Source organism: Clostridium sp. 1001283B150225_161107_B6 (genome assembly GCF_015556325.1).
Classification (GTDB): domain Bacteria; phylum Bacillota; class Clostridia; order Lachnospirales; family Lachnospiraceae; genus Enterocloster.
Genome location: NZ_JADNMD010000008.1, coordinates 86375 through 109709 on the forward strand (window position 1 = coordinate 86375; position 23335 = coordinate 109709).

The 23335-nt window shown below is 49.1% G+C and carries 22 protein-coding genes; all 22 read right to left on the reverse strand.

Annotation, left to right across the window (positions count from 1 at the left end):
* Window positions 1–5: 5 nt before the first annotated feature.
* The gene (locus tag I2H39_RS18150; RefSeq protein WP_138309576.1) at window positions 6–899 is read right to left on the reverse strand and encodes a peptidase; all 894 of its coding nucleotides are present in this window, start codon (window positions 897–899) and stop codon (window positions 6–8) included.
* A gap of 27 nt (window positions 900–926) precedes the next feature.
* Window positions 927–2057: a phosphonopyruvate decarboxylase gene (gene aepY / locus I2H39_RS18155; RefSeq protein ID WP_195627221.1), complete on the reverse strand. Its 1131-nt coding sequence runs from the start codon at window positions 2055–2057 to the stop codon at window positions 927–929.
* Window positions 2054–3055, reverse strand: a complete 1002-nt coding sequence (locus I2H39_RS18160; protein ID WP_195627222.1) for an aldo/keto reductase — start codon at window positions 3053–3055, stop codon at window positions 2054–2056. The genes aepY and I2H39_RS18160 overlap by 4 nt, the downstream gene beginning before the upstream one ends.
* A 21-nt stretch (window positions 3056–3076) precedes the next feature.
* A complete protein-coding gene (locus tag I2H39_RS18165) occupies window positions 3077–4423 on the reverse strand; it encodes an MmgE/PrpD family protein (protein WP_138309578.1) in 1347 nt (448 codons plus the stop codon).
* Window positions 4424–4458: 35 nt separating this feature from the next.
* The gene (locus I2H39_RS18170; RefSeq protein WP_195627223.1) at window positions 4459–5508 is read right to left on the reverse strand and encodes a GNAT family N-acetyltransferase; all 1050 of its coding nucleotides are present in this window, start codon (window positions 5506–5508) and stop codon (window positions 4459–4461) included.
* A gap of 16 nt (window positions 5509–5524) precedes the next feature.
* Window positions 5525–6712: a Coenzyme F420 hydrogenase/dehydrogenase, beta subunit C-terminal domain gene (locus tag I2H39_RS18175; RefSeq protein WP_195627224.1), complete on the reverse strand. Its 1188-nt coding sequence runs from the start codon at window positions 6710–6712 to the stop codon at window positions 5525–5527.
* Between the two features lie 26 nt (window positions 6713–6738).
* Window positions 6739–7908 (reverse strand): polysaccharide pyruvyl transferase family protein, encoded by a 1170-nt coding sequence (locus I2H39_RS18180; protein WP_195627225.1) that lies wholly within the window; start codon window positions 7906–7908, stop codon window positions 6739–6741.
* Window positions 7905–9020 carry an O-antigen ligase family protein gene (locus I2H39_RS18185; protein ID WP_207746874.1) on the reverse strand — a complete coding sequence of 372 codons (1116 nt, stop codon included), beginning with the start codon at window positions 9018–9020 and terminating at the stop codon, window positions 7905–7907. Before I2H39_RS18185 ends, I2H39_RS18180 begins: the two co-directional genes overlap by 4 nt.
* A 106-nt stretch (window positions 9021–9126) precedes the next feature.
* Window positions 9127–10197 (reverse strand): glycosyltransferase, encoded by a 1071-nt coding sequence (locus I2H39_RS18190; protein ID WP_138309583.1) that lies wholly within the window; start codon window positions 10195–10197, stop codon window positions 9127–9129.
* A complete protein-coding gene (locus I2H39_RS18195) occupies window positions 10185–11264 on the reverse strand; it encodes a hypothetical protein (RefSeq protein ID WP_195627227.1) in 1080 nt (359 codons plus the stop codon). Before I2H39_RS18195 ends, I2H39_RS18190 begins: the two co-directional genes overlap by 13 nt.
* Complete coding sequence (locus tag I2H39_RS18200; RefSeq protein ID WP_138309585.1) at window positions 11254–12537, reverse strand: ATP-grasp domain-containing protein; 1284 nt, start codon at window positions 12535–12537, stop codon at window positions 11254–11256. The genes I2H39_RS18195 and I2H39_RS18200 overlap by 11 nt, the downstream gene beginning before the upstream one ends.
* A gap of 13 nt (window positions 12538–12550) precedes the next feature.
* Complete coding sequence (locus I2H39_RS18205; protein WP_275892402.1) at window positions 12551–13270, reverse strand: sugar transferase; 720 nt, start codon at window positions 13268–13270, stop codon at window positions 12551–12553.
* Entirely contained in the window at window positions 13254–14477 is a 1224-nt protein-coding gene (locus tag I2H39_RS18210; RefSeq protein WP_138309586.1) for an aminotransferase class I/II-fold pyridoxal phosphate-dependent enzyme, read from the reverse strand. Before I2H39_RS18210 ends, I2H39_RS18205 begins: the two co-directional genes overlap by 17 nt.
* 47 nt (window positions 14478–14524) lie before the next feature.
* A complete protein-coding gene (gene loaP, locus I2H39_RS18215) occupies window positions 14525–15109 on the reverse strand; it encodes an antiterminator LoaP (RefSeq protein WP_138309587.1) in 585 nt (194 codons plus the stop codon).
* 72 nt (window positions 15110–15181) lie between these two features.
* On the reverse strand, window positions 15182–17206 hold the full coding sequence (locus tag I2H39_RS18220; protein WP_330640752.1) for a nucleoside-diphosphate sugar epimerase/dehydratase: 2025 nt from the start codon (window positions 17204–17206) through the stop codon (window positions 15182–15184).
* Window positions 17207–17241: 35 nt separating this feature from the next.
* Window positions 17242–17913 carry a hypothetical protein gene (locus I2H39_RS18225; protein WP_138309588.1) on the reverse strand — a complete coding sequence of 224 codons (672 nt, stop codon included), beginning with the start codon at window positions 17911–17913 and terminating at the stop codon, window positions 17242–17244.
* A gap of 88 nt (window positions 17914–18001) precedes the next feature.
* Window positions 18002–19057, reverse strand: coding sequence for an LCP family protein (locus I2H39_RS18230; RefSeq protein ID WP_138309589.1), 1056 nt, complete (start codon window positions 19055–19057; stop codon window positions 18002–18004).
* A 12-nt stretch (window positions 19058–19069) separates the two neighbouring features.
* Window positions 19070–19795 carry a CpsD/CapB family tyrosine-protein kinase gene (locus I2H39_RS18235; RefSeq protein ID WP_195627228.1) on the reverse strand — a complete coding sequence of 242 codons (726 nt, stop codon included), beginning with the start codon at window positions 19793–19795 and terminating at the stop codon, window positions 19070–19072.
* The gene (locus tag I2H39_RS18240; RefSeq protein ID WP_330640749.1) at window positions 19780–20601 is read right to left on the reverse strand and encodes a Wzz/FepE/Etk N-terminal domain-containing protein; all 822 of its coding nucleotides are present in this window, start codon (window positions 20599–20601) and stop codon (window positions 19780–19782) included. The genes I2H39_RS18235 and I2H39_RS18240 overlap by 16 nt, the downstream gene beginning before the upstream one ends.
* Before the next feature lie 13 nt (window positions 20602–20614).
* Window positions 20615–21346, reverse strand: a complete 732-nt coding sequence (locus I2H39_RS18245) for a CpsB/CapC family capsule biosynthesis tyrosine phosphatase (protein WP_138309592.1) — start codon at window positions 21344–21346, stop codon at window positions 20615–20617.
* Window positions 21312–21857, reverse strand: coding sequence for a hypothetical protein (locus I2H39_RS18250; protein ID WP_138309593.1), 546 nt, complete (start codon window positions 21855–21857; stop codon window positions 21312–21314). The genes I2H39_RS18245 and I2H39_RS18250 overlap by 35 nt, the downstream gene beginning before the upstream one ends.
* Window positions 21858–22217: 360 nt before the next feature.
* On the reverse strand, window positions 22218–23150 hold the full coding sequence (locus I2H39_RS18255; protein ID WP_347563845.1) for a tyrosine-type recombinase/integrase: 933 nt from the start codon (window positions 23148–23150) through the stop codon (window positions 22218–22220).
* Window positions 23151–23335: the final 185 nt, after the last annotated feature.

Genomic DNA, 23335 nt, shown 5'->3' on the forward strand with positions numbered 1-23335 from the left:
TCTTATCACCTGATTGAACCTTTCTTGGAGCCAACGGCTTCCGGATAATATGCATCAATCATGCGCCTGACCAGGCATACCTGTTTTGCACGCTTTTTCGCATCGTCAGCAGATGATTCCCAGCTGTGTGTCTGTGCCACGGAACCACCCGTCTTCAGGTATATGGGCGCAGCCACCCGTATCATCTCCGGCACCTCATAGTGCCGGATAAATCCTCCTGTGGACTTTGGATTCTCCGTATGGATGTCAATGGGGATATCAATGGCCTGGCGCAGGGCTGCCAGCATCTGGAGCTGGATGTCACGGACCGGATTCACGGAATCCGCACCAATCATTTCCAACAGCCTGGCGGAGCAGGGATTTCCGTGCCCTGCGTGGGCCGAAACCTTAAAATGGCAGTCCGCGGGAATCTCTCCGGCTTTTCTCATTTCGTTTAACAGCCACAGGCATCCCTCGTCATATACCAGAAAAGACCGGCAGCCAAGGGCAGCCCCCCTTTTAACATCCTCCACCGCGCGTACCACCTGCTCCTGTCCCCGCAGACGGTATCCCATGCGGACACCCTCAGGCGTGTTTACCGAAGCGCTGGTATCCGTGGTTGCCCTTGGGCCGATGGCAAGTATTAAATCCGTTGCAGCCTGCCGGGCCAGGCGGACCATTTCCATGATTTCATTATCCGTTAGCATCATGATTCCCTTTGTCTGGGTCACTCTGTGGATACAGATTCCATACCTGTCCATTTCCTCCAGAAGTGCCTCCATTACCCCGGGTCCCTGAATGCCCGGAACCTCAAACCGGTACTGGCCTCCGTCCGCAAACCGTTTTCCGGAAGACGGCAGGTCATATGCATCGCCTTCCGGCATTCCTATTGACTTTAAAAAAGCTCTTGTCTCTTTCATGAATTTCCTCCATTCCTGTACCTGGATTTATCTCCTCAGTTCTTCCATCAGCTCCTGTATCAGACCGTGATGGGAAATCTTCAGGGGCGGCAAATCCCCCCTCAGTCCCTTGTGAATCCTTACCTCTATAAACGACGCCTTCTCTGCTCCGGCCAGCCGGTTAACGGTTTCCGCCAGTTCATCCCCTGACATGACATAGGAATCTGCGGTCACATATCCTGCGCCCTTTGCAATGCAGGTAAAGTCAACCGAATATCCGGCTGACGGCTGTCCTCCCACGGATTCATGGGCACCGTTATTAAGCACCACGTGCATAAGATTGGGGACATCCACTTTGCTGACCATTGAAAATGCCCCCATGTGCATCAGGGCCGAACAATCCCCGTCCAGACACACAATCTGGCGTCCCCTGTCCGCAGCCGCCAGGCCAAGGGCTACGGATGAGGCATGACCCATGGCGCCTACGTTCAGAAAATCGTGTCCATGGCCCTCCTTTCTCCGTTCCCTTAAAAAATACAGCTCGCGGGTTGCCCTGCCCGTGGTTGCAACGTAAATGGTATGTTCCGGCAGGGTGTCCAGAATGATTTCAATGGCCTCCTCCCGGCTCATGGGATACCTGCCGGACAGCACACTGGTCTTCTTACCGCCTGCAAACACGCCCTTTCCTGCAATCACTGCCACCGGGCCCCTTCGTGTACGTGCCAGGCGCACAGCCCATTGAATCCGGGCCTCCATCAAATCGTCGTTGTCCTCAGCTGCCGCAAAGGGTATGTCCAGCATTTCAAGCAGCTTATCCGTCACCGCTCCCTGGGTCCTGTGCTGGGGCCAGTCATTGGTTCCCGGTTCCCCTCTCCACCCAATCAAAAGTACAAGGGGCACACTGTAGACATTCTTATCCGCCAGTGAAACAATGGGATTGAATGCATTTCCCATACCCGAATTCTGCATATATACAAGGGGCACACTGTTGGTGCTGAAATAATATCCGGCCGCAATGCCAACGGCGTTTCCCTCGTTGGCAGCAATCATATGATTTTCTTCCGGTACGTGCTCCAGCAGATAATTACAGAATCCGTTCAGATAGGAGTCCGGTACCCCCACAAAGAATTCAACCCCTTCTTTGTGCAGTGTATTTACAAAACGTGCCTGGTTTATCATCTCTTCCTCCTTGCGGGCCTTCCGCCCTCCTGTCTCCCTGGCGCGGTATATAACGTAAAATACTCAGGCGCATCCGCCCGGCTGATTTCCCACGCCTCTTCCACTGCCTGCGCCACATCCTCCGGCAGTTTTCCCTTGCCCAGAAATGCCATGTTCTGCTTTAGATGGGCAGGACGCGAAGCCCCGATAATGATTCCGTCCCCGCGTTCCGGCTTCAGCATGGAATGGTATGCCAGCCAGCGGTAAGCTGCTTCCGCCACGCCGATGTCATACGGCCCGCATGCGTTCCTGATACGTCCGGCCGCCTCAAAATAGGAATCCTTCCAATACCGCTGCTGGTAATTGGGACGGTATGTAAATCTGCCTTTCTGAATCATCCCCTTCCCGCCGGAATACTTATCCGTGAGGATTCCGCCTGCCAGGGGATTGTAGGCATAAAAACTCATTCCATAGTGGGTAAGGGCACTGTCAAGCTCCCTTTCCGCATTTCTGCTCAGCGCATTGTACAGACCTTCATAGACAGACGGACGCATCCACCCGTGTGCTTCACAAATATGGCAGGCCTGGGATACCATCCACGCAGGGAAGTTGCTCAAACCCAGCCGTCTGAATTTGCCCTGGCCGTATAAACCAGCACATGCTTCCAGTGCGGATTCCATGGGCGTGGCCGGGTCGGGGAAATGCAGGTACAGCGTATCCGCATGGTCTGTGTTCATGCGAATCAGGGATTCCGTAAACTGGGTAAGGACCGCCTCCTTATCCAGCCTTCCTGTTATCCTGGGATTAACCTTTGTGGCAATTTTTAATGACCCGGCGCCTGGTTGTCCCATTTCAGCCCCAATAAGCCGCTCGCTTTCGCCATGGTTGTACACATAGGCCGTATCAATCTCGGTGTGCCCAAGAGACATGAAATACTGAAGCATATCCCGGACATCGGTTCCAAAGACCTGCTCCCCGAAGGTCATTGTTCCAAGAATCAAATTTATACCTGGTTCCATAATTTTTCCTCCCTGCAGCATTTACAGATACGCAAACAAGCCTTCCATACTGCCCTTCATGCTGTTTACATAGTCCATGAGCGCCGCTGCCTCTTCCCGGGTTTTACCGCTGTATACAGCCAGTTCCGTAAAACGTTCTGAAAACTCATCCTTTGTAAGGGGATTTTCCGGTTCACCCTTTGGGAAATCCACCCGCTCCGTATATTCTTCTCCGCTGTCCAGTGTCAGTTTAAGAACCGCGGTTGTCATTGCGGGAAACAGGTCGGTGAACTCCCGGTCTGACAGTACCCTTACCTTGGCGGCAAGCGCCAGTATATCCGGGTCCTGCACACGGCCGGAGCTGTATTCCGCCAGTCCTGCCTTCCCCCATATCAGTCCCGCGGCAACACCGTAGGGAATGCTCATTTTGGCGGATGCGGGTCCCGGAATCACGGTATGGTCATGATTGTTAACCGCCCAGTAATAGGTCCTCACTTCAATGGACGACACTGCCTGCTGCAAAATGCCGTATCGCGACCTGATATTAATTGCCGCTTCAATGGCCGGGTGGCAGTAGCGGCAGGCCGCATAGGGTTTTGTATACGTCTTTTCAATTGCATATGTACCATTCATTCCTGGTTTTTCCAGTCTGATATCTTCCCGGCCGGTCATCATTTTCAGATACCCCCGTGAGCCTCCCAGGGGGTCGGGATGTCCCATAAAGCCTGCCCGCGCCATCTGTACGGATGTCAGCCCCAGCAGAGCCGACTTTGCGGCATTATAGGGTTTAAGTTCTGAACCGTCATCCAGCACCTTAAGCATCCCTGTTGCCGAAACACAGGCCGCCGAGAAGGCATTTACCGTCTGCTCCCATGTGAAATCCAGCATATATGAGGCTGCCAGTGCTATACCAAGGACTCCGCAGGTCCCTGTGGCATGGTATCCCATCTCCTTGTGCCCCGGCTGTATGGAGACTGCCATTGTAAACGATGTTTCATACCCGATAATGGCTGCCTTCAGGAACTTATCACTTTCAATCCCATACCGCTGGGCCAGGGGCAGCAGGACGGAGAAAAGCGGGGAACCCAGATGTATGATTCCGGTATTGGTCCCGTCGTCAAAATCCAGGGCATGTCCGTTGAGGCCGTTCAAAAAAACAGCATCCTTTATATTCATCCTGCGGCCCAGGCCAATGGCGGTTATGCCGCCTGGCTCCGGCTGTTCATATTTCAGGTAATTGGCAATCTTATCCCCGATTCCTTTTGTGCCTGCCAGGGTGACGCCCAGATAATCCAGCAGGGAAAGCCTTGCTTTATCCATTACACGGTCAGGAATACGGGTTTTAAAAAAATCCGTCAGCCTGGTTAAAAATAGTTCTGTACTGTTCATATACATCCTCCCTGAACCTAAGGCTTCCCGTTCCATTACGCCCTGTATCCGGGAAAAAATCCGCTGTCCCCGGCCGGTTCCTCCCGCATTTCAGCCAATGCCCTGTATTCATCTTCCATAAATATTTTCCTGCCAATGCAGAACCTGGAGGGAGCCCCCCTGTAAAATGCCTTTTTGAAACGGTAAAGGCTGTCCTCCCTTGAACCAACGCCGCCTCCCAGATGGAAAGTACGGCAGCCGTTGGCAGCTCCCCACAGGGCCGCTTCAAAAAGCAGCAGGTTTGTGGGCGCCAGGCTCTGGTATTCCTGCAGAGAACCTGACAGATGGTAATTCAGCCGCCCGTTGGCAGCCAGAATGATGGATGCAGCCACCACCTTTCCCTCCAGCTGCGCATAAAAGACCTGGGCGTTTTGGGGCAGGTCCCTCAGTATGCTCTCATAAAAACCATCACTGAAATAATAGTAGGAATCCGCCTGGTCCTTATCCATGGTACTGTTGTACACCTCCCTGAAACGCTGGTAGATTTCAGGGTATCTTCCGTTATAAATCACTATTCCGGATTTTATGGCCTTGCGAATCATGTTCCGGTTCTTACTGGTCAGATTCTGCCATATCACCTCTGGGGAAGAGAGGTCCATGGCAATGGTATTTCCAAGAGGTATCACCTCATACGGGCCATCTGAAAAAACGCAGTTGCCAAGTACCGGATGATACCGCACAAATTCGCTTACAATATTGTGCTCCCTGCACCAGGCTTCGTATGCATGGAACAGCTCCGGTTCATCACCCCCGCCTTCCAGGAGCCAACCTCCATATCCATACGGCGTATTAAAGTCAAACCATCGGCCCGCTGCAATCCTTCCCCTGAATCTGCCGTCATCCGCAATGTCACGCTTCATGACCACATTTATGCCCCGGAGCGGAGAAGTATGGGATTCATAATAAAACAGCATCGGCTCGCCATCGCCGTGCAGCCTGAACGCCTTTACATATCCGCACATAAAGTAGACATCGTAATGTTCAAACGAGCACACCACACTGTCCCATTCTTCCGCCTGCTCTGTTGTATATACAATCAATGACATGACATACTCTCCTCTTTTATCGTCTTAATCCAATGCTGCGCAATGCTTTTGCACATTTGAATCTGATTTTTTTTGCCAGGCCGAAGGTGGTATATTTGCGCAGCACACAGGCTCCGCCGTTTCTCGCGTATTCATCCCAGAACATACCGCGGTTTTTGGGAGGAACAGGCGCGCTGCGCAGATTAATCTGCCTTGGCACAGCCATATCCATGTTCCGCTGTTCTGCATATACCTGAGTCCCAATACGCTCCATCAGACCGGCCCCCTTTTCCGTATTCACAATTGCCAGGGAAATTCCTATATCATCATCTATCTCCGGTTCAGCCTTATCAATTCCCCAGAAATCACCCATGGTTATATCTGAAATTCTTTCTTTTGAGGCAAAGCCGCAGGAAAAACAGGAATCGCGGATGGAGTATTTGCCCAGATACAGTGTAAAGAACGGTTCGTTTTCCCTGCGCGCGCCCTCATATGTCTTGTCTTTTAATTCCACACGGATATGATGTTCCTTCCATCCATATTTCTTTGTGCGGAAACAGACCGACACGGCCCGGTCCTTTTTTATCTTCTCAATGTAAGAAATATAGTCTTTAAAAAGACCAGGGCTCACATTTCCCCCGCACAGTACATCGCACAGAATCAGGTTCCTGGTATCCGAATCCCCCAGAAAAAGCCTTAAACCGCCTGTCTGGCAGGGAGTCCCTGTAAACAGGACTGTCTTTCCGGCTTTCAGGCAGGCAAGGATATCCCTGAAACAGCTTCCCATATCACTCTGTACGTATTTGGATTGTCTCATCCGGTCCCTGTCATCCGCATTGGACGCGCATATATGGCCAACGGAAAGACCGTCCCGCCATACCGCCCCGCAGACAACGCCGCCCCGCGCAAGGACATAATCGGACAGCGCAGTAAACAGGCCGCCGGATGAACTGTTTCTGCGTATGTCATTGTCCCGGTTTCTCACCGACCATACTACTCCGGCCTGGCCCGGGCCGGCGGCAAACAGGGCGTTTCTGTTGGTTTCCACGGCCGGACATACCTGATAGCAGAGATTGCATCCGGTGCATTTGCTTTCATGTATCCAAGGACGGCTGAACCCCTTTTCATCCGTCCTCATGGATATGGCATCAGACGGGCATTTGCTGACGCATGCCCCGCAGCCATAACAAAACGGCGAATCCATTATTTCTTCCAGCTTTATCATTTTGCATTGTTCCTTTTTTATCTGTCTTATAACTGCCTGCTGCCGGTTCCACTGTCAAAAACATTCTGCAGATAACCCCTGGACCGGGTTCTTTGGTTTTCCAATATTGATTCTAAATCCGGGTTGGAAAACGGCTCAATCCTGATACAGTTCCCGTCCGGAGACTGGCTGTCCAGCAGTTGCGTCATCCTCAGGTACTCAAGCATGCGGTTATTCCTGTTGGAATGACGGCCCTTCATCTGCAGCGAATACATTTCTTTGTTGAATATGGTTGAAAACACGGTTGCATGGAATGAATTGGTAAACACTACCTCTGAATGAATCAGAAGCTTCAGGAATTCCAGCGGTCCGGCTGCGGTCCGGGCAAAGGCGTCAAATCCTTTCATTTTAGCGTATTTCGGGACCAGCCTTGGGTTTAACAGCCTTATTCCCCTTTTTCTGGATTCCTTCAGCGCAAATGCCTGGAGCTCCTGCTGCTCCACCACCGGATAATAGAAAGCGTACGGTTCCGGCGGGCAGACATCCTCTGCCTGTTCTGCGGCCCTGAGCCAGTCCTCCCTCTCCGGCAGAATCACCGGGTCCGCAACCACACGGCACTCCCGCCCTGACAGAAATTCAATCAGTTCCCGGTTATTGTTTTCACGGATTGACAGGTACCTGATTCCGGCCAGTTTACCGCGTATGATTGCTGCAGTTTCTTCATCCACCATATTTGAAGGCATTCCCAGGCTGGGGGCATAGGCTGCCGTGATTTTGTCTCCGCCTGCAAAATCAAGAAAAAAGGCACCGTCCAAATCCGTAATGGTCCGGTTCCATATCTGGTCGCTTCCGCACACAAACGCATCATACCTGTCATTGAGCCTGACAAGTTCAGGGCTGTCGCAAAAAACCTGATGGGGAGACTCAAACAGCGGTTCATGGAATTCATTAAACCTTTTCCTGACCTGCTGATAATGCTTATCCGTATGAAACAGGAAATTGCTGCCTATCCGCTTTATATTATGTCCGGCTGAGGCCAGCGAGTTCCAGCTGCCAAGCTGTGTATATCCCCTCATTCTTTCTTCCACTTTTCTGGTGCGGTAGTCAATTAAATACGCACCATGTCCCATATCCCGCAATACCTTTACCAGGGCAAATGCCTGTAAAGATGCCCCGTAATTCTGGCCGTTATGGACCGTGATAATCCCTATCCTCATCTCTCCTCCTTCACCGGCTGACAAAAGAAAACTGTGCCGTTGCGCTTTGACATGTTGGAAACCATTTTCATAAAGAACATGGGCATCCAAAAGGTCAGGTTTGAATATCCTGTCAGGAAAAAGAGGGGCAGAAAAAATGCTGTCATCAGCAAAAACACTAAAGGGAAACATTCCCGCTGTATCCTCAGCATGTCAATATACATCCAGACAGCAATGACGGCCCCTGCAATCCCCTGGTCGGCCAGCAATTCGATAAAGCAGTTATGTACGGCATTTCCAATGATATTCCAGGAATATGCAGATGCCGCACCAATACCGCTTCCCAGAAAGGGATGGCCGGTAAAGCCTCTGAGTCCGGCTGCCCATAGCCTGATGCGCACATCGGTGCCGTATCCTTCAAAGCCTGTCATTCTGGTAAAGACAGGCAGATTGCGGAAAAAGAAATAGAAACCCATAGTAAATACACCTAACAGAACCAGGAGTCCTGCTTTGCGCATCAGATTACCATCCTTTAAAATCACCCTGGCAAGCACAAGGGCGCATATACAGAGAATGGTGAGAAAGCTGCCTCTTGAGCCCATGATAAATACTGCAATGACCGTGGATGCACAGTAAATCAGCCGGCGGCTCCGCTCTTTGTCTGAAAAAAACACACCGTATATGTTGACTGCAAACGGAGGCATAAGATACGCCGACAGGTAATTCTGGTCCTTATAAAAGGCTGCAAACTTAATGGAAGCCCTGCCGTAGGAATCCACACCAAACCCAGCTATATATCCTGCAATAACAATCAGGCTCAGGACAAATGCAAATTTTATATAAAATGAGATAATCCTATTTAATGTGACGCTGCTTATATTTACCCCTGGTACAAATGCAAACATGACAATACAGAATACAACATGGAAGATTCGTGACTGGGTAAAATGGATGATGTCCGAAGTGCAGGTCGACAGGACGGCAAAAAAGGCCATGGCCGCGGCCTGTATATAGTGTTTTATCTCTACATCCCTGGGCAGCGCCAATGCCGTAAGAAGCAGAATACAGGCCGGGATGATTGTCTTTTCAAGTATTGCTCCAAACTCATAGTTATTAATGATGTAACAGAACAAAAAAATGCAAAACGCATATTGGAACAAGCACTCCCTGACAGATACGATGTGACAGGCTTTTTTCCGTTTTATTTTAATTACCATTTATCGCGTGCCTTCTTTCCATCTATCTGTTTTTACCGGATTGTGTCAGCCTGTTTTCATTCAGCTTTCTCAGCCGTTCGGCCAGGCCATAGCATTTTAATCTCAGCAGCACATATTTTATTTTTGCGTTTCTTCCCAGGTCAGACACTTTAACCCTCTCAAATACATGCAAATAAGGCTCCTGCCTGAAATACTCCGCACATTCCCTTCTGCGTGCAAAATACGGTGCCGTATTCTGACTGTTAAAGAAGTAGAGCTTAATGGCCAACAGCATTGACGTCAGGACTCTTAAATACAGCTTGCCGGTGAAATCTTCCGACTTATTATACTGTTCTGCAAAGCGGAACAGCTCCGACAGGTACATGTCCTGTTCCTTTTTGGCATTGGGCCTGTACCGGTTGACAATGCTGCCTTCTGTATAACGGTAGTGATATATTGCTTTGGATGCATATTCTACACAGGATGCCGCCTCAACCGCATACATATAGAAAATACTGTCCTCGTCATACGGAACAATGGGAAACAGCAGACCGCTGCTGCGGATAAATTCTGAGGCATACATTTTTCCCCAGGCAGAGCTGATGGTCATTCCCCTCCTGTTTCCATGTTTTTCATGGTGGATGGTGCAGCATTTACCCTGCAGATATTCCCGTTCACCGTAATCCGTAAACCTGGTTCCATCGGCAAAATGCGGAACACATTGCACCTGGCCTGAAGGATACTCGCGGAAACCGGAATAGATATAGATATCTGCTTTCTCCTCCTGATGACTGATTCTGTTCATAAACTCCTCACAGTAGTCCTTTTCAATCCAGTCATCACCGTCCACAAACGTTATCCATGGGGAGGTTGCAGCAGCAATACCCGCATTCCGCGCATCGGACAGGCCGCCGTTTTTTTTATGTATCACAATCACTCTGTTATCGTTTTTTTTGTATTCATCGCATATTTTTCCGCAGTCATCCGGTGAACCGTCATCAACCAATATTACCTCGATATCAGAAAAAGACTGTCCGAGTATACTGTTTATGCACTGATGCATGTAATCATATGGCACCTTATAAAAAGGAACCACAAAGCTTATCTTTGCCATTGTATATTTACCTTATCCCCAAGTGTTGTCTCAAAATCCAGAACCAGTCCAAGCTGCCTTTCCATATCCTGTACGCAGTAGCGCTGGTCACAGATAAGAGATAATTCATTTTCATAAATTTCCCTTGTCATTGTGTGTGCCGTATGACACAGGGGCCAATGCACCGGAGCGTAAACCCGGTTCTCAATGAGATACTGTTTTAATTGGCTGCGCATACCGCCCTTGATTAAAACAGGAACAAAAAGCGGGACATCCTGCGCCTGTACGGACGGAAATATGGGACGGGCTATCCGGCTCTCTGCAAGATGGGCTGTCAGCCATTTTGCGTTCTCACGCCTCTGCCCCGCGCCGTCCTGCAGTAAGGCTGTGGCGCAAAGAGATTCACTGTCCGCACCGTAGCCCGCAAAATCCTTCTCAAGCAGCAGCTCCGCTTCATGAAATACTTCTAAAAACAAGGTTTTGTCATCGGTTTCCCGTTTCATATACTGTTCCTTGATTTTATAGCCCTTTTTTCTCAATTCCATATATGGAATACATTCCGGCATATCACCCTTCCCCGTAAATGTCCCTGCATGTTTACAGGCAAATCCGGCGCCGGCAACCGGCCCCCATTTGCGGAAGCTTGCATAGGTGTAGTCTGGTTCATGGTATGCTGGTTTTGACAAAAGCGAGTGCGTCACGTCGTGAATGTGTACTGCATCAGGCAGAATACATCTGTCTCCCTGGTAGCCGAAATAATCCGCGGTCAGCAGTATATCACATGGATGTCCCTTATCCACCAGGCTTCTCAGCCCCTTGCCGGCTGTAACCGGATAAAACGCAACCTGAATGCCGTGCATTAAAAAAGGCTCAATCATTGTATGGCAGCAATAGTCCGGCAGATATGCAGTCCTGCATGGGCGCTCCTCCACGATATCCTCAATCACCGCATACAGCGCTGTGCGTCCCGACATATAAAACCGAATGTCTCCCTTATTACGTAGCCATAACGGCAATCCGGCCTGTCCATGGGTTACGGCCTGTCCATGGGTGCTTCTCCAGTATTCGCTGCCTATCTCATCTCTCATAGCCTGTCAACCTGTCCGTATCAAAGGGCGTCAGCAGCATATTCCTGCCCTCCCTGTCCTCAATCACAGTATTGGCCTGGATGAAATGTATCAGGTCAATGATTTCAGGCATTGTCCCTGCTGAAAACTTGACAAGCATTGCTTTCTGGCCATTTGTCCCGTTTTCCTCCACCACAGAGCCTGCTTGCTTCAAAAGGCATATATCATCCATTTCCGCCCTTCCCGTTAAGGGGGTGTAGTCCACTTTGCCCACGGTTCCTCCGTGGAGATACATGCACAGTGTACAGGCATACTGGCCAAAAACCGGGTTATCCTTTTCCGGATTGTCACCCATTGACCCGGTCAGGGAGTAGGAGATAAGCATTTTCATAAAGTCAATACCGTTATATTTCCGTATAACCTTGAAATCATCATTGCCGTTTACCCTGTAGCCCATTTCAAAAGCCTTAATACCGTCACTGTCCGCAATGAACTGGAAGTTTGCAATGCCGTTCCTGGCGCCAATTCCCCTCAGCAGGTCTTTAATCCCTTTATCCACTGTTTTTAAATACAGGTCATAATATTTAGACGGCGTGAGGGCCACGTCGCAGAGCCGGGAGGTTCCGCCCTGCTCCCCTGAGATATACTTATCGTTCAGACAGGAAAGACTGATACAACCGTCTGCAAATGTGTAAACAGCACTCAGCTCGGTCCCTTTCAGATACTCCTCCACAATCACCCCGCCGGACCGCGATAAACCGGCAGCCAGCGCAACAGCTGCATCCAGCTGCGCCTGGTCTTTACATATGGATATGCCCTTTCTTCCCCCGCTGTCAGACGGCTTGACAATGACAGGATACTTAATCATGGCCTTTTCCTGTGGCGTCATGGGCAGCGAGCGGCAGTACTCCCGCGGTGTCATGATTCCGTACTCCCTGCACAGCCTTTTAAATAACCGCTTATTCCTTGTTATTCCAATCTGTTCTTCTGTTGCGTAAAAGGGGCTTCCTATGGCCTGGGATATCTTACAGGCCGCCATAACCCGTTCTTCGCTGTAGCCGGCAATCACACCATCGATTCCCTCTTCCATGCATCTTCCTGCAACAGCCTGCGTGTCGGTATAATCCATATCCCAGGCATCATCCGCCATACCCTTGGCAGGACTGATACTCCAGTCAGTATACTTATCGCAGCAAACCACATACACGCCCATGTCCTTTGCCGCCTTTACAAATGCAATATCGTTGGCATCACTGCTGATTACCAAAAGCCTTTTTTGACTCAAGCTTTCCATCCATGTTCCCCTTTCAGACCTTCGGTGCGTCCTCTGCGGCTGCACTGCATTCCTTAGCCTTGTTCATATCCGCCCGTACAATATAAAGGCTGGCCGTCGTCTGGTCATCCTGTATAATGTCACTGCGCAGGATAACCTTCACCACAGTCAGCAGAACAACCTTCAAATCAAACATAAATGTCATGTTTTTTACATAGTCAATGTCATACCTGAATTTTTCATCCCACGATATGGCGTTCCTTCCATTCACCTGGGCCCACCCTGTGAGTCCCGGACGGACATCATGCCTCATCTGCTCGCTCTCGTAAAAATACGGCCTGTACTTGGTGGGAAGGGGCCTTGGTCCTACAATACTCAGGTCCCCTTTAAGGATATTCCACGCAGAAGGCAGTTCATCCAGACTGGTACTGCGCAGAAAACGTCCAAATCCGGTCAGCCGCTCAGGTCCCGGCAAAAGTACTCCCCTTTCATCCACCTCATTGGTCATGGTCCTGAATTTATATATCATGACAGGCTTCCCCTGTTTTCCGATTCGTTCAGTGGCGAACAAAACAGGCCTGCCCATTTTAAACCTTACCAGAAGGGCCAGAATCCCATACAGCCAGCAAAATACCGCCAGGGCAGCTGATGTCAGTACGATGTCCAGCAAACGCTTCATATATGTTCTGTAAAAACCATGCTTTCTGCCTGGCTGTACGGCTTGTTCCTGCTTATTGTCACCTGTCTTGTCCATGTGCGCATCCACCTTGCTGAAACAGATTTTTTATCAAACGGCAAACCCGGTCCAAATCCCCATCTGTCATTTTTGTATCGCTGGGAAGGCAGACACCTCTCCTGAATAATGTACCTGCAACACTGTCGTCCGCCCATCTTTCTTTATCCGTGATGCAAAGAGGTTCCTCACAGTCTGTTATGAAAGCCTTGTCCCGGAACACGGGCTGCAGGTGCATTGGCTTCCACAGGGGTCTTGACTCCACATTGTCGTCTGCAAGCGCATCCATTATCTGTTCCGGTGTGATGTCCGTTCTCTTTTCATCCACCTGGATACAGGTCAGCCAGCAATTGCTGCTGGTTCCCTCCGGTATGGGCATGAAGCTGACGGCCTCTATATCCTGCAGCGCCTGCTTATAATAGGAATAAATGTACTGCTTTTTTTCCACCCTGTCCTTCAGTACCTTCAGCTGTCCCCTGCCTATGCCTGCCACAATATTGCTCATACGGTAGTTATATCCTATCTCCTTGTGCTGATAGTGTCTGGCCTGTTCCCGCGCCTGCGTGGCCCAAAACCGAACCCTGGCCGCCTGTTCTCTGGCCTGTTCCGGGTCATCCATGCTGCACACCAGCATTCCCCCGCCTGAGGTTGTTATGATTTTATTCCCATTAAAACTAAAAATCCCGTAGTCCCCAAAGGTACCGGTCCATTTTCCATGATAGAGTGTCCCCAGAGATTCCGCGGCATCCTCAATAACTGCAACCCCTCTCTCCCTGCACTGCTTCATGATTTCATCCAGCTTTGCGCTCAATCCATATAAATGGACTATAATAACGGCTTTGACCTGGGGATATATCTGAAACGCCCTGGCAAGTGCTGACGGCGAAATATTCCATGTCTCGTAATCACTGTCAATAAATACAGGAACCGCCCCCTGATATATGACTGGATTTACAGTTGCGGCAAAGGTGAGGGTGGGACAAAATACAATATCCCCCGGGCCTGCCCCCGCTGCCTTTAATGCCATATGCATGGCTGCTGTCCCGGATGATAATGCAGCTGCATCCTTTGCCCCTGTCACAGCAGCAAATTCCTTTTCAAATTCATTTACATTGTTTCCCAAAGGAGCTATCCAGTTCGTATCAAACGCTTCTTTTATATATGCCTGTTCATAACCTTCATCGCTCATGTGGGGTGACGAAAGATATATCCTTTGTTTCCCGCTCATTTCTCTGCCCTCGTATTTCTATTAAAAATGCAATCATTCCGGTTGTTCTATACTATTTTTTTTACAATTTCCAAACCGAGCCTGATATCCAGCTTCCTTCCAAACATCTCCATCTGAACCACGGCTATCCTTTTATGCCGGTCAATGAACCGGATTTGTCCTGCCATCTCTTTCATGGGGCCTTCCGTGATGATTATCCGGTCGCCCGCTATGTAACCCCTTGACATTGCGGTTATATGTTCCCTGCTTCCCATGGCTGCAAGTAACTCTGTCTCTTCCTCCTTCAGCGGAATGAACTCCACACCGTTTCCCAAAATCTTTGTCAGTCTGGGAACGTGCTTCAATTCCTCATACAAAGCATTCACTTTGTCTGTTATGAGAAAAATATAGCCCGGAAACATAATTGGGTATTCCTGATGCCACTGCGCCTGGTAGCGCCTCATTCTTTCGTACCTTGGAATGAAACAGTCTGTCAGTACGCTCTGATTCATCACGGACTTGCAGAGCCGGGCCGTAATGCACTCGCTCCCTGTCCTTACCTGTACCGCATACCATTTCTGTCTGCTGCCGGATGGGCAGGCTCCGCCATCCTCATGTAAAGCACTGTCATCATTTGTCCTGCAGTCTTTCATGAAGTTCTTCCTTTCATATAACAGGCATCCAAACAGAATGCGCAATGGCGACAATCCTGCATGAATGCCCTTTTATGGTTTTGTTACGCTCCCATCGCACGCAAATATGCTGCATACGGCCATTCTCTGGTGAAGCAGCAGCCGGTCGGCTGCCGGTGAATCACTTCCAGGCTCTATTCCAACAGCAGCTTCCTGGGCTGCCGTCCTGGAATCATCTGTCTTATAATGATATTCAGGTACCAATTCATGCACAATCCGGCGTACATCACCTGTTTCGTTCCATGCCGCCTCTCCCAGCCTCCGAAGCGCCCGTTCAAACCTGTCATAGTCCATCTCAATGGGCCTTCCAATAAATATCCGGTCATTCCCAGTCTTCTGAAGTCCTTCCTCATCCATGAGTAATTCTTCATACAGCTTTTCACCAGGCCTCAGCCCAGTAAAGGAAATTTCTATGTCCCTGTACGGCTCATATCCGGACAAGCGGATTAAATTCTCAGCCATATCCAATATCCTGACAGGCTTTCCCATATTCAGGACAAAGATTTCCCCGCCCTTTGCATAGGCCCCGGCCTGTATCACCAGACTGACTGCCTCGGGAATCGTCATAAAATACCGTATGATGTCCCTGTGGGTTACTGTCACCGGTCCTCCGTTCTCAATCTGCTGTTTAAAAAGCGGTATCACGCTGCCGTTGCTGCCCAGCACATTTCCAAACCGGACCGCCACAAATTCAGTCCCGCTTTTCTGGTTGCACATCTGTACCACCATCTCACAAAGCCGTTTGCTTGCGCCCATGATATTGGTTGGATTTACTGCCTTGTCCGTGGAAATAAGGATAAACCGCCTGACTCCGTACCGGATGGCTGTCTTGGCTGTCTTATATGTCCCCATCACATTGTTCTTGATGGCTTCATTGGGGCTGTCCTCCATCAGCGGTACATGCTTATGGGCTGCTGCGTGGTAGACAATATCCGGCCGGTATGTACGGAACAGGTAATCCAGGCGGTTTGTATTGCGCACAGAACCTATCAGCACCACAAGATTCAGCTGGGGATGCTCCCGTTTCAGTTCCTGCTGGATTTCATATGCGTTATTTTCATATATATCAAATATAATCAGCTGCTTTACTTTATGGCCTGCCAGCTGTCTGCACAGCTCACTGCCAATGGATCCGCCTCCGCCTGTTACCAGTACAACCTTATCCTTCACATACCCCATGATTTCATCCAGATTAACCCTGACAGGCTCCCGGCCCAGAAGGTCTTCTATCTCCACTTTGCGCAGTCTGGATATACTCACCTCGCCGTTCATAAGCTGGTATACTCCCGGCAGGGTCTTTACCTGGCAGCCGGTTTTCTGGCATAGGTTCAGGATGCTTTGGATTTCTTCCGGCGCAGCCGTGGGAATAGCAACAAAAATCGCATCAATTCTCTTTTCTCTGACAAGCTCCGGTATATCATTCCTGGTGCCGCAGACCCTTACCCCGTCAATGACACGGCCTTGTTTACCCCTGTCGTCATCTACAATACATACCGGCAGGTTATGAATTTTTTCACTGGCCTTCATCTCACGGATAATCAGGGTCCCGGCTTTCCCTCCCCCAACAACCATGACCCGGGTAATGGTTCCTTTTTCATTTACCCGGTTCAGCCTGTTTATGATTCGTTGAACCACCTGATAACTGGTACGCCCGCACATAGCGGCCGCCGTCATCAGTACAAACCACAGCACATAGTAACTTCTTGGCATCTGTATGCCGAACAGGAGGATTCCTGCGGTCTGAAACAGAGCGGCAGCCAGGCACGCCATGGCTGCCTCCATCATTTCACGTATTCCGGCAGCTCCCCACATAATGGCATAAAGGCGTCCCGCATAAAACACTGCAGAGACAACAGCCATCTGTAAAAGGCAGTATTTCCATACCTCCCCTGCATATCTGACAGGAATGGAGCTGAGATTCAAATCAAATCTCAGCCCCAGGGCAAGATAGGCGCAAATCCACACCATCGCCATATCATATCCCCAAAGAATCCACATCCTTGCCAGTCTGCTGCAGGGCAGGTATTTCTCTAAAACAAATCTGTCTTTACCCTTCAATTTCATCCCCACCCTTTGTACCGCCATTTAAGACTCTACCGCTTGTAAATAACTGAAAACGTACCTGAGTTAGGAACTTCAAACCATATCATCTTGGAGCCAATGTCAACCTTGTTGGGTTTTATCACCTTCCAGGTTCCTGTCATGTTGTCGTAGAAAAGAACTTCAATGTCGCCTAATCCATCCACCATATTGGGAATATAAAGAGGCACTTCCACCGCCCCTGTCTTCTCTGCATTGGTTGCAGCATCTTTTGTTACAATTGCATGGGTTCCCACCAGGGCATTGTATCCTGTCAGGTCCACATCCGGAACAGCCTCGTTTAAAGGACGTCCGCTGTTAATGCCATTGATGGCGCTGACCACTGACTCAGGAAGACCTGCAACAGCGTTTCCGCTGTCCTGTACAAATTCCAGAGCCGTGTTTCCCACAACAGCCTGTCCTCTGCTGTTTGTCTCCACCTGTGCTCCTGATGATGTCTGCCCAACTCCAATCTGGACCACATTATTTCCCTGTCCTGATTTTGTGGCAGATGTACTGCTTGTGGTGGTGCCTGTTTTTACTCCCGAGTCGTAGCTGCTGCCGTCACTGCTGCTGCCGCTGTTGATTACCGGGTCTGTCCCTGCGCTGCCGGCTGCATATGTGCACACAGCCTGGGATGCTGCAAGCGCAGTAGTTAATACAATTGTTGCGATTTTTTTTCTCATGGTTCCCGCCCTTCCTTTCTTGGTGTAACTTATGTTTTTTATGATAAGTATCTGTTACAATACTTATTATCCTGTGAGTGATATACGGCTATTCTTCCAGCCGGTAAAACATATCGAGTATGATTGTCTGTACCTGCTCCTTGTCAGGATGGTACTCGTCGTAAATGGATGTCTCCACAGCCTCCCCCGGAAGGGTCAGCATATCGGCTCCTGCCAGGTCCTGGCCGCTTCCCAGAAAAGCCAAAGCCATATCCATATACTGGTCCTTGGCCATATCCGTAATCATGTACGGCTCCAGGTCCTTTAAGAGCCGCGGAACAAAACCTTCATCCCTTCCGGCCTTTATCCGGGCCGCTTTCAGGAACCCCTGTATGTATGTTTTCTGGCGTTCCGTCCTGGTCAGTGCGCTCTGGGGCTGATTGATATCCCTGTAACGGATAAATGCCTCCGCCTGTTTTCCGTCAAGCGTAATTATTTTGCCCGGGGTAAAATCCGGATTGGCTTTTTCCAGTCCGTCTTCATCCATTACAACCGTGACGCCTCCCACCCCATCGTTCATAAGAGGCAGGGCCGACATGCTGACGGCCATATAACCGTCAATGCCCAGGCCTCCCAGCAGGCTGCTTACAGCTTCCGTCATATACCTGCAGCTCTTTTCCCTGCCATCCCCGTACGCATATCCCAGTGTAAGATGCTGGATACCCTGGCCCAGAACATTTCCGCTTAAATCGGTCAGGGTTATCTCCGTCATAGTATCCCTTGGTATCACAAGAATGCTGACACGGTTTCTGGCTGTATCCTGTGCCACCAGGAAAATACCATCCGCCTGGCCGCCCGAGCCCGGAACCATGGATTCATCCAGCGGTCCCTTCCGGTCAATTCCCAGGCATAATATTGCTTTAACATATGTATTGCGCCGGTAACCCCTTCCCTGATACACGATTCTGTCCCTGGCATCCGCGGAAACAGCCCCTGTCTGCTCCAGACGCCACTGCGCCGCTTCTTCTGCGGAAGCGTTCTTCTCTTTATATAAACGGCAGGTCTGATAGATAAAACATCCTGCCAGAATTATCCCCGCAATCATGACTGCTTTTCTCCAGTTACGTTTACGCTCCAGCCTTTTTCCGTAACGGTGCTGATTCATATCACATTCCACCTAATCTTCTTCACATCCTAAACCATCCCCCCCCCCCCCATAATATTTACCATATGTCTTGCCGTAATACTTTTTGTAATACCCTTTTTCATATCCGGCCTTAACTCGGTTCAGCACGGTTCCCAATATACGGCATCCGCTTTTTTCCAGCTGCGATTTTACTTTCTGGACCAGGCGGTAACTGATAGTACCGCTTTCCACAACAATGACAGCCCCGTCGCAGTGGCTGGCTATAATGGCTCCGTCTATAACGCTCCCCATGGGAGGCGTGTCGATTATGATATAGTCGTAATTATTCCTGGACTTCTCCAACATATCTTTGAATAATGTGTCCTCCAGAAGTTCGGCCGGGTCCGGAGAATAGGGTCCGGCCAGTATCATGTCCAGATTCTCGGTATCCGTGTGGTAGAGCACCTTGTCCAGTGGCTTCTGGCCGCTCAGATACTGGGACAATCCATTGGGATTTCCTTTAATCTCATACCGCTTTACAAGTACGGATTTGCGGATATCCCCGTCCACCAGAAGCACTTTCTTTCCAATAGACCCAAAGGACGAGGCAAGGGCAAAGGTTATTTCACTTTTCCCCTCGTCCGGCAGCGAACTTGTAAACATGATGACCTTCAGACTGCTGCCGCAAAACTGGATGTTGGTACGCAGGGTTTTGATGGCTTCCTCGTAGTGATAATCCTTTTTCTCCGAATTTTTTAACTTTAGTGTCTGTTCCACCTTTTCACACCGCCTTTTCCGTTATTCTTCCCGTCCGCCTTTTGCTTCCTGCTGTTTTTCTTCCTTGAATTCTCTTCCTTCCTGTGTTCCTCTGCCATCTCGCTGTTGTCCGGCACAGAAGCTAATACGCTCATCCCCAGGTACCGGGCCACGTCTTCCTCGGAACGCACGGTATCGTTCATGATGACCTGCAGGGCTATAAGGCCGCAGGCCAGAACAGCCAGGGCCATTCCCCCTATGGCTGCATTCCTCTTTACACTTGGGGAGGACGGCTCGTCAGCCACCACGCCCTGCTCTATGATTTTAGGAGGTATCATTTCCATGATGTCGCCTATGTAATCGGAAGATGCCTTTGCAATCTCATCCACAATCGCCTTCGCCCTTACCGGGTCCGTATCCGCTACAGACATGTTCAGGATTCTGGTGTCCGCGGGATTAGTGATGCGGACCATTTCCTTTAGCTCATCATACGTGAATATCAATCCCTGTTTCTCAATCACCTGCTCCAATACAGGCCGGCTGGTAATCATGACGCTGTAATCCTTAGTCAGCTGGCTTCCTATCTGGAGGTCCGCCAGGGACGTCAGCGTTGTCTCCTTGGACAGCACATATACCATGGACGTGGATGTATAAACAGGGTTTATAACGAACTTGCTGAACAGGCCGGCTGCCAGGCATCCCGCCGCAGCTGCCAATATAATCAGCCAGGCTTTTTTCTTAAATGTAAACAGCAGTTCCATCACGTCTATTTCAATATCATTTTCATCCTCATACAAATTCTTTTCCATTGCAGTTACCTTTTCCATACGTTTTCTTTTGTCACAGCATCCTGTCCGCTAATATATGTTCCGGATTTTCCAGGGCAATCCGGACTGCTGCCTCCCTTCCCATGTGGCGTTCCATCCACAAAATCGTGTCCTCTATATCCGGAGGCCGGATTGTTACATTGTGCATATCCGTAGCAATAAAATGAATCACTCCATTCTTCAGCTTTCGTTTACACCATCGGACCTTTTCATCCGTATACTTACCCTTCAGGCTTCTGGAATTCATCTGCAGATACGCCCCGCAGTCCACCAGTTCTTCGGCCAGCCCGTCCTTTGCAAGGCATTTGTACCGTTCAGCATGGGCAACCACCGGAAAGTAGGATGCCTGCACCAGCTGCCGTACCGCCCTCTCAATCCTGCTGAAACTGTCCATGGGCTCGAATTCCACCAGCACATATCTGCTCTCTGCCAGAGTCAGGGCCTTTCCCCTGTCCAGATACTCCGGGAGATTTTCAAAATACATGACTTCCTGCCCCAGGCTGACATGGTAATCCTTTGATATGGCGCCTGCCCTTTTGTTCAGATGCATGCATATATGCTTTAATAAATCCGTATCTTCCCAGCGCCTGTAATGAGGAGTGGCTATGATATGCCTGACGCCCTGCTTATAGGCCATGTTCAGAAGTACAACAGCCTCCTCCCAGCTGCCTGCCCCATCATCAACCCCCGGAAGTATATGCGCATGTATATCAATCCAGCCCTTGTCTAAAGCCATTGTACCCATTCAGTTCCTCTTTCAGATATTCATGCATGACACGTATGACATCCATTCCGCTGCGGAAGCTGACGCTTCCCTTATAATTCTTAAGGATGCCCTGTATGCTGGAATTACGCCTTGCGTATACCCTTATGGAAAACAATCTCTTTTTGCTGACTGTACAGAGGTCACTGAGGTTGTACCTGGCCGGCTGCAGCTTTTCCGGCCTTGTCACAACCATATTCCCATCCGCCTCCCCCATCGTCCGGGGCGTCCTGCTCAAATGCCGGTATTCATTGCATTTGGATGGGTAAGCAGCTGCATCCATTATGGCTTCTATCAGAACCAGCAAATTATCCAGGCCCCTGAAAAAAAAGGGGTCCTCATAGTAAAATGTCTGTAAATATCCCCTGACTATCCCCTGGCTGCATCCCTCAATGACAATAAACATGGTAGCCGTTTGTTCCGGATACCTTCCCCCATCTCTCAGGATGTCATCCTCTGCAATAATCAGGTCTTTCAGCTCTTCAGCATCCATATAACCTTCCTTTCCCTGCATAGATATGCGTTATTTCCGAAGAACAATGCCAGTCCAAATTCCAGGCCGCTGGTGTGTACCTCAGAATAACCATTCTGCGGTACCTCAATTTATGGAAAGACCACAGAATAACCATTCTGCGGTACACTGTGTGCAATGATTTGTAAGGGATTTTATATTTAGGGAGATTATTTAAAAAACAACTGTCTTTACTGATAATAGAATGCAAAATTATGACATGCGTAAGTGGCCGGCTGACAATTATGTTCATTTCCGGCCTTGTTGCAGTAGAAAAAAAAGAGATATGTATATTGACTCTGTCTGCGTTTTGTTATAAAATACAAATAATGTATGGACCCATCAATAAATATACAGGCATGACACCACAGAATGGTTATTCTGTGGTTTTTGTATTTCTATCCCAATCTTCATTCTGTTCATTATTTTTTCGTATTGTTTGATGCTTCCTGCAACATAAATCCGCGTAGTTTCTATGGACGAATGCCCCAGAACGTCTGCCAGGTGTGCTAGATTTTTTTCAATAGAATAAAAACTCTTTGCGAAAAGATGTCTGAAATTATGGGGGAAAACTTTGGAAGATTCGACTCTTGCGTCCTTGCACAATCGCTTCAGGGCATGACAAACATTGCTTCTGTCCAGATTTCTTCCGGTTCTTGTGCGGAATACATATCCGCTTTTTATATTTAATGCTTTTATATATTCCTTAAGTCTTTTTACTAATTTCTTAGGAAAAATAATGACTCTGTATTTCCCCTTCATGCAGATTTCCGCATTCCCATGATTGATTGCCTCCACCGTAACATAGGACAGCTCACTGATTCTGATGCCTGTGCCGTACAGTACCAGCATCAGATGATATAGCTGTGTTTTTCCCTGGCGCCTGGCTGTCTCCAGAAGTCTTCTGTAATCACTTTCATTCAGCTCCCGTTTTTCATCCAAATATGACCGCTTCTGAACTTTTAAAAACTTAATCCTGTATTCCTCCAAATCCATGAATTTCAGGAATGCATTTACTGCTGAAAGCTTGCCGTTTACGGTCTGCGCCCTGCATTTGGCGCTTATATCCTGCCGATATTGAATGAGCAGGTCTTTATTTATTTCTGAATCTCCCATATACGCCATCATCTCACTCACATCATGCAGGTATTTACTTATTGTAGCTTCAGCCTTTTCCTCATATCTTAAATAATTTTCAAATTGCTGCAACACTGCTGCCTTGTCCATCCACGCCTCCGTCTGATAAATTAAATTGTCTGCAACCAACTGTTCCATACTGCTTCCATTCACAATTACTAAAATTAGTTTCCCTATTGAAAATTGTTTCTATACAAGATATGGTGGAGTCTGCTCTGTTTCTTTCCCTTGATGACAATATTAAAAGGGGTTTTTCATGATATGACAAGGTGGGGGCATGGTATATTTTACAAAAAATAGAAGAAAATGGATTTATCAGAGTT

Bases quoted from the DNA above. Each gene is read 5' to 3' on its own strand.
- I2H39_RS18150 (WP_138309576.1), bottom strand. From the start codon at position 899: ATGAAAGAGACAAGAGCTTTTTTAAAGTCAATAGGAATGCCGGAAGGC.
- aepY (WP_195627221.1), bottom strand. From the start codon at position 2,057: ATGATAAACCAGGCACGTTTTGTAAATACACTGCACAAAGAAGGGGTT.
- I2H39_RS18160 (WP_195627222.1), bottom strand. From the start codon at position 3,055: ATGGAACCAGGTATAAATTTGATTCTTGGAACAATGACCTTCGGGGAG.
- I2H39_RS18165 (WP_138309578.1), bottom strand. From the start codon at position 4,423: ATGAACAGTACAGAACTATTTTTAACCAGGCTGACGGATTTTTTTAAA.
- I2H39_RS18170 (WP_195627223.1), bottom strand. From the start codon at position 5,508: ATGTCATTGATTGTATATACAACAGAGCAGGCGGAAGAATGGGACAGT.
- I2H39_RS18175 (WP_195627224.1), bottom strand. From the start codon at position 6,712: ATGATAAAGCTGGAAGAAATAATGGATTCGCCGTTTTGTTATGGCTGC.
- I2H39_RS18180 (WP_195627225.1), bottom strand. From the start codon at position 7,908: ATGAGGATAGGGATTATCACGGTCCATAACGGCCAGAATTACGGGGCA.
- I2H39_RS18190 (WP_138309583.1), bottom strand. From the start codon at position 10,197: ATGGCAAAGATAAGCTTTGTGGTTCCTTTTTATAAGGTGCCATATGAT.
- I2H39_RS18195 (WP_195627227.1), bottom strand. From the start codon at position 11,264: ATGAGAGATGAGATAGGCAGCGAATACTGGAGAAGCACCCATGGACAG.
- I2H39_RS18200 (WP_138309585.1), bottom strand. From the start codon at position 12,537: ATGGAAAGCTTGAGTCAAAAAAGGCTTTTGGTAATCAGCAGTGATGCC.
- I2H39_RS18205 (WP_275892402.1), bottom strand. From the start codon at position 13,270: ATGGACAAGACAGGTGACAATAAGCAGGAACAAGCCGTACAGCCAGGC.
- I2H39_RS18210 (WP_138309586.1), bottom strand. From the start codon at position 14,477: ATGAGCGGGAAACAAAGGATATATCTTTCGTCACCCCACATGAGCGAT.
- loaP (WP_138309587.1), bottom strand. From the start codon at position 15,109: ATGAAAGACTGCAGGACAAATGATGACAGTGCTTTACATGAGGATGGC.
- I2H39_RS18225 (WP_138309588.1), bottom strand. From the start codon at position 17,913: ATGAGAAAAAAAATCGCAACAATTGTATTAACTACTGCGCTTGCAGCA.
- I2H39_RS18230 (WP_138309589.1), bottom strand. From the start codon at position 19,057: ATGAATCAGCACCGTTACGGAAAAAGGCTGGAGCGTAAACGTAACTGG.
- I2H39_RS18240 (WP_330640749.1), bottom strand. From the start codon at position 20,601: ATGGAAAAGGTAACTGCAATGGAAAAGAATTTGTATGAGGATGAAAAT.
- I2H39_RS18245 (WP_138309592.1), bottom strand. From the start codon at position 21,346: ATGGGTACAATGGCTTTAGACAAGGGCTGGATTGATATACATGCGCAT.
- I2H39_RS18250 (WP_138309593.1), bottom strand. From the start codon at position 21,857: ATGGATGCTGAAGAGCTGAAAGACCTGATTATTGCAGAGGATGACATC.
- I2H39_RS18255 (WP_347563845.1), bottom strand. From the start codon at position 23,150: ATGGAACAGTTGGTTGCAGACAATTTAATTTATCAGACGGAGGCGTGG.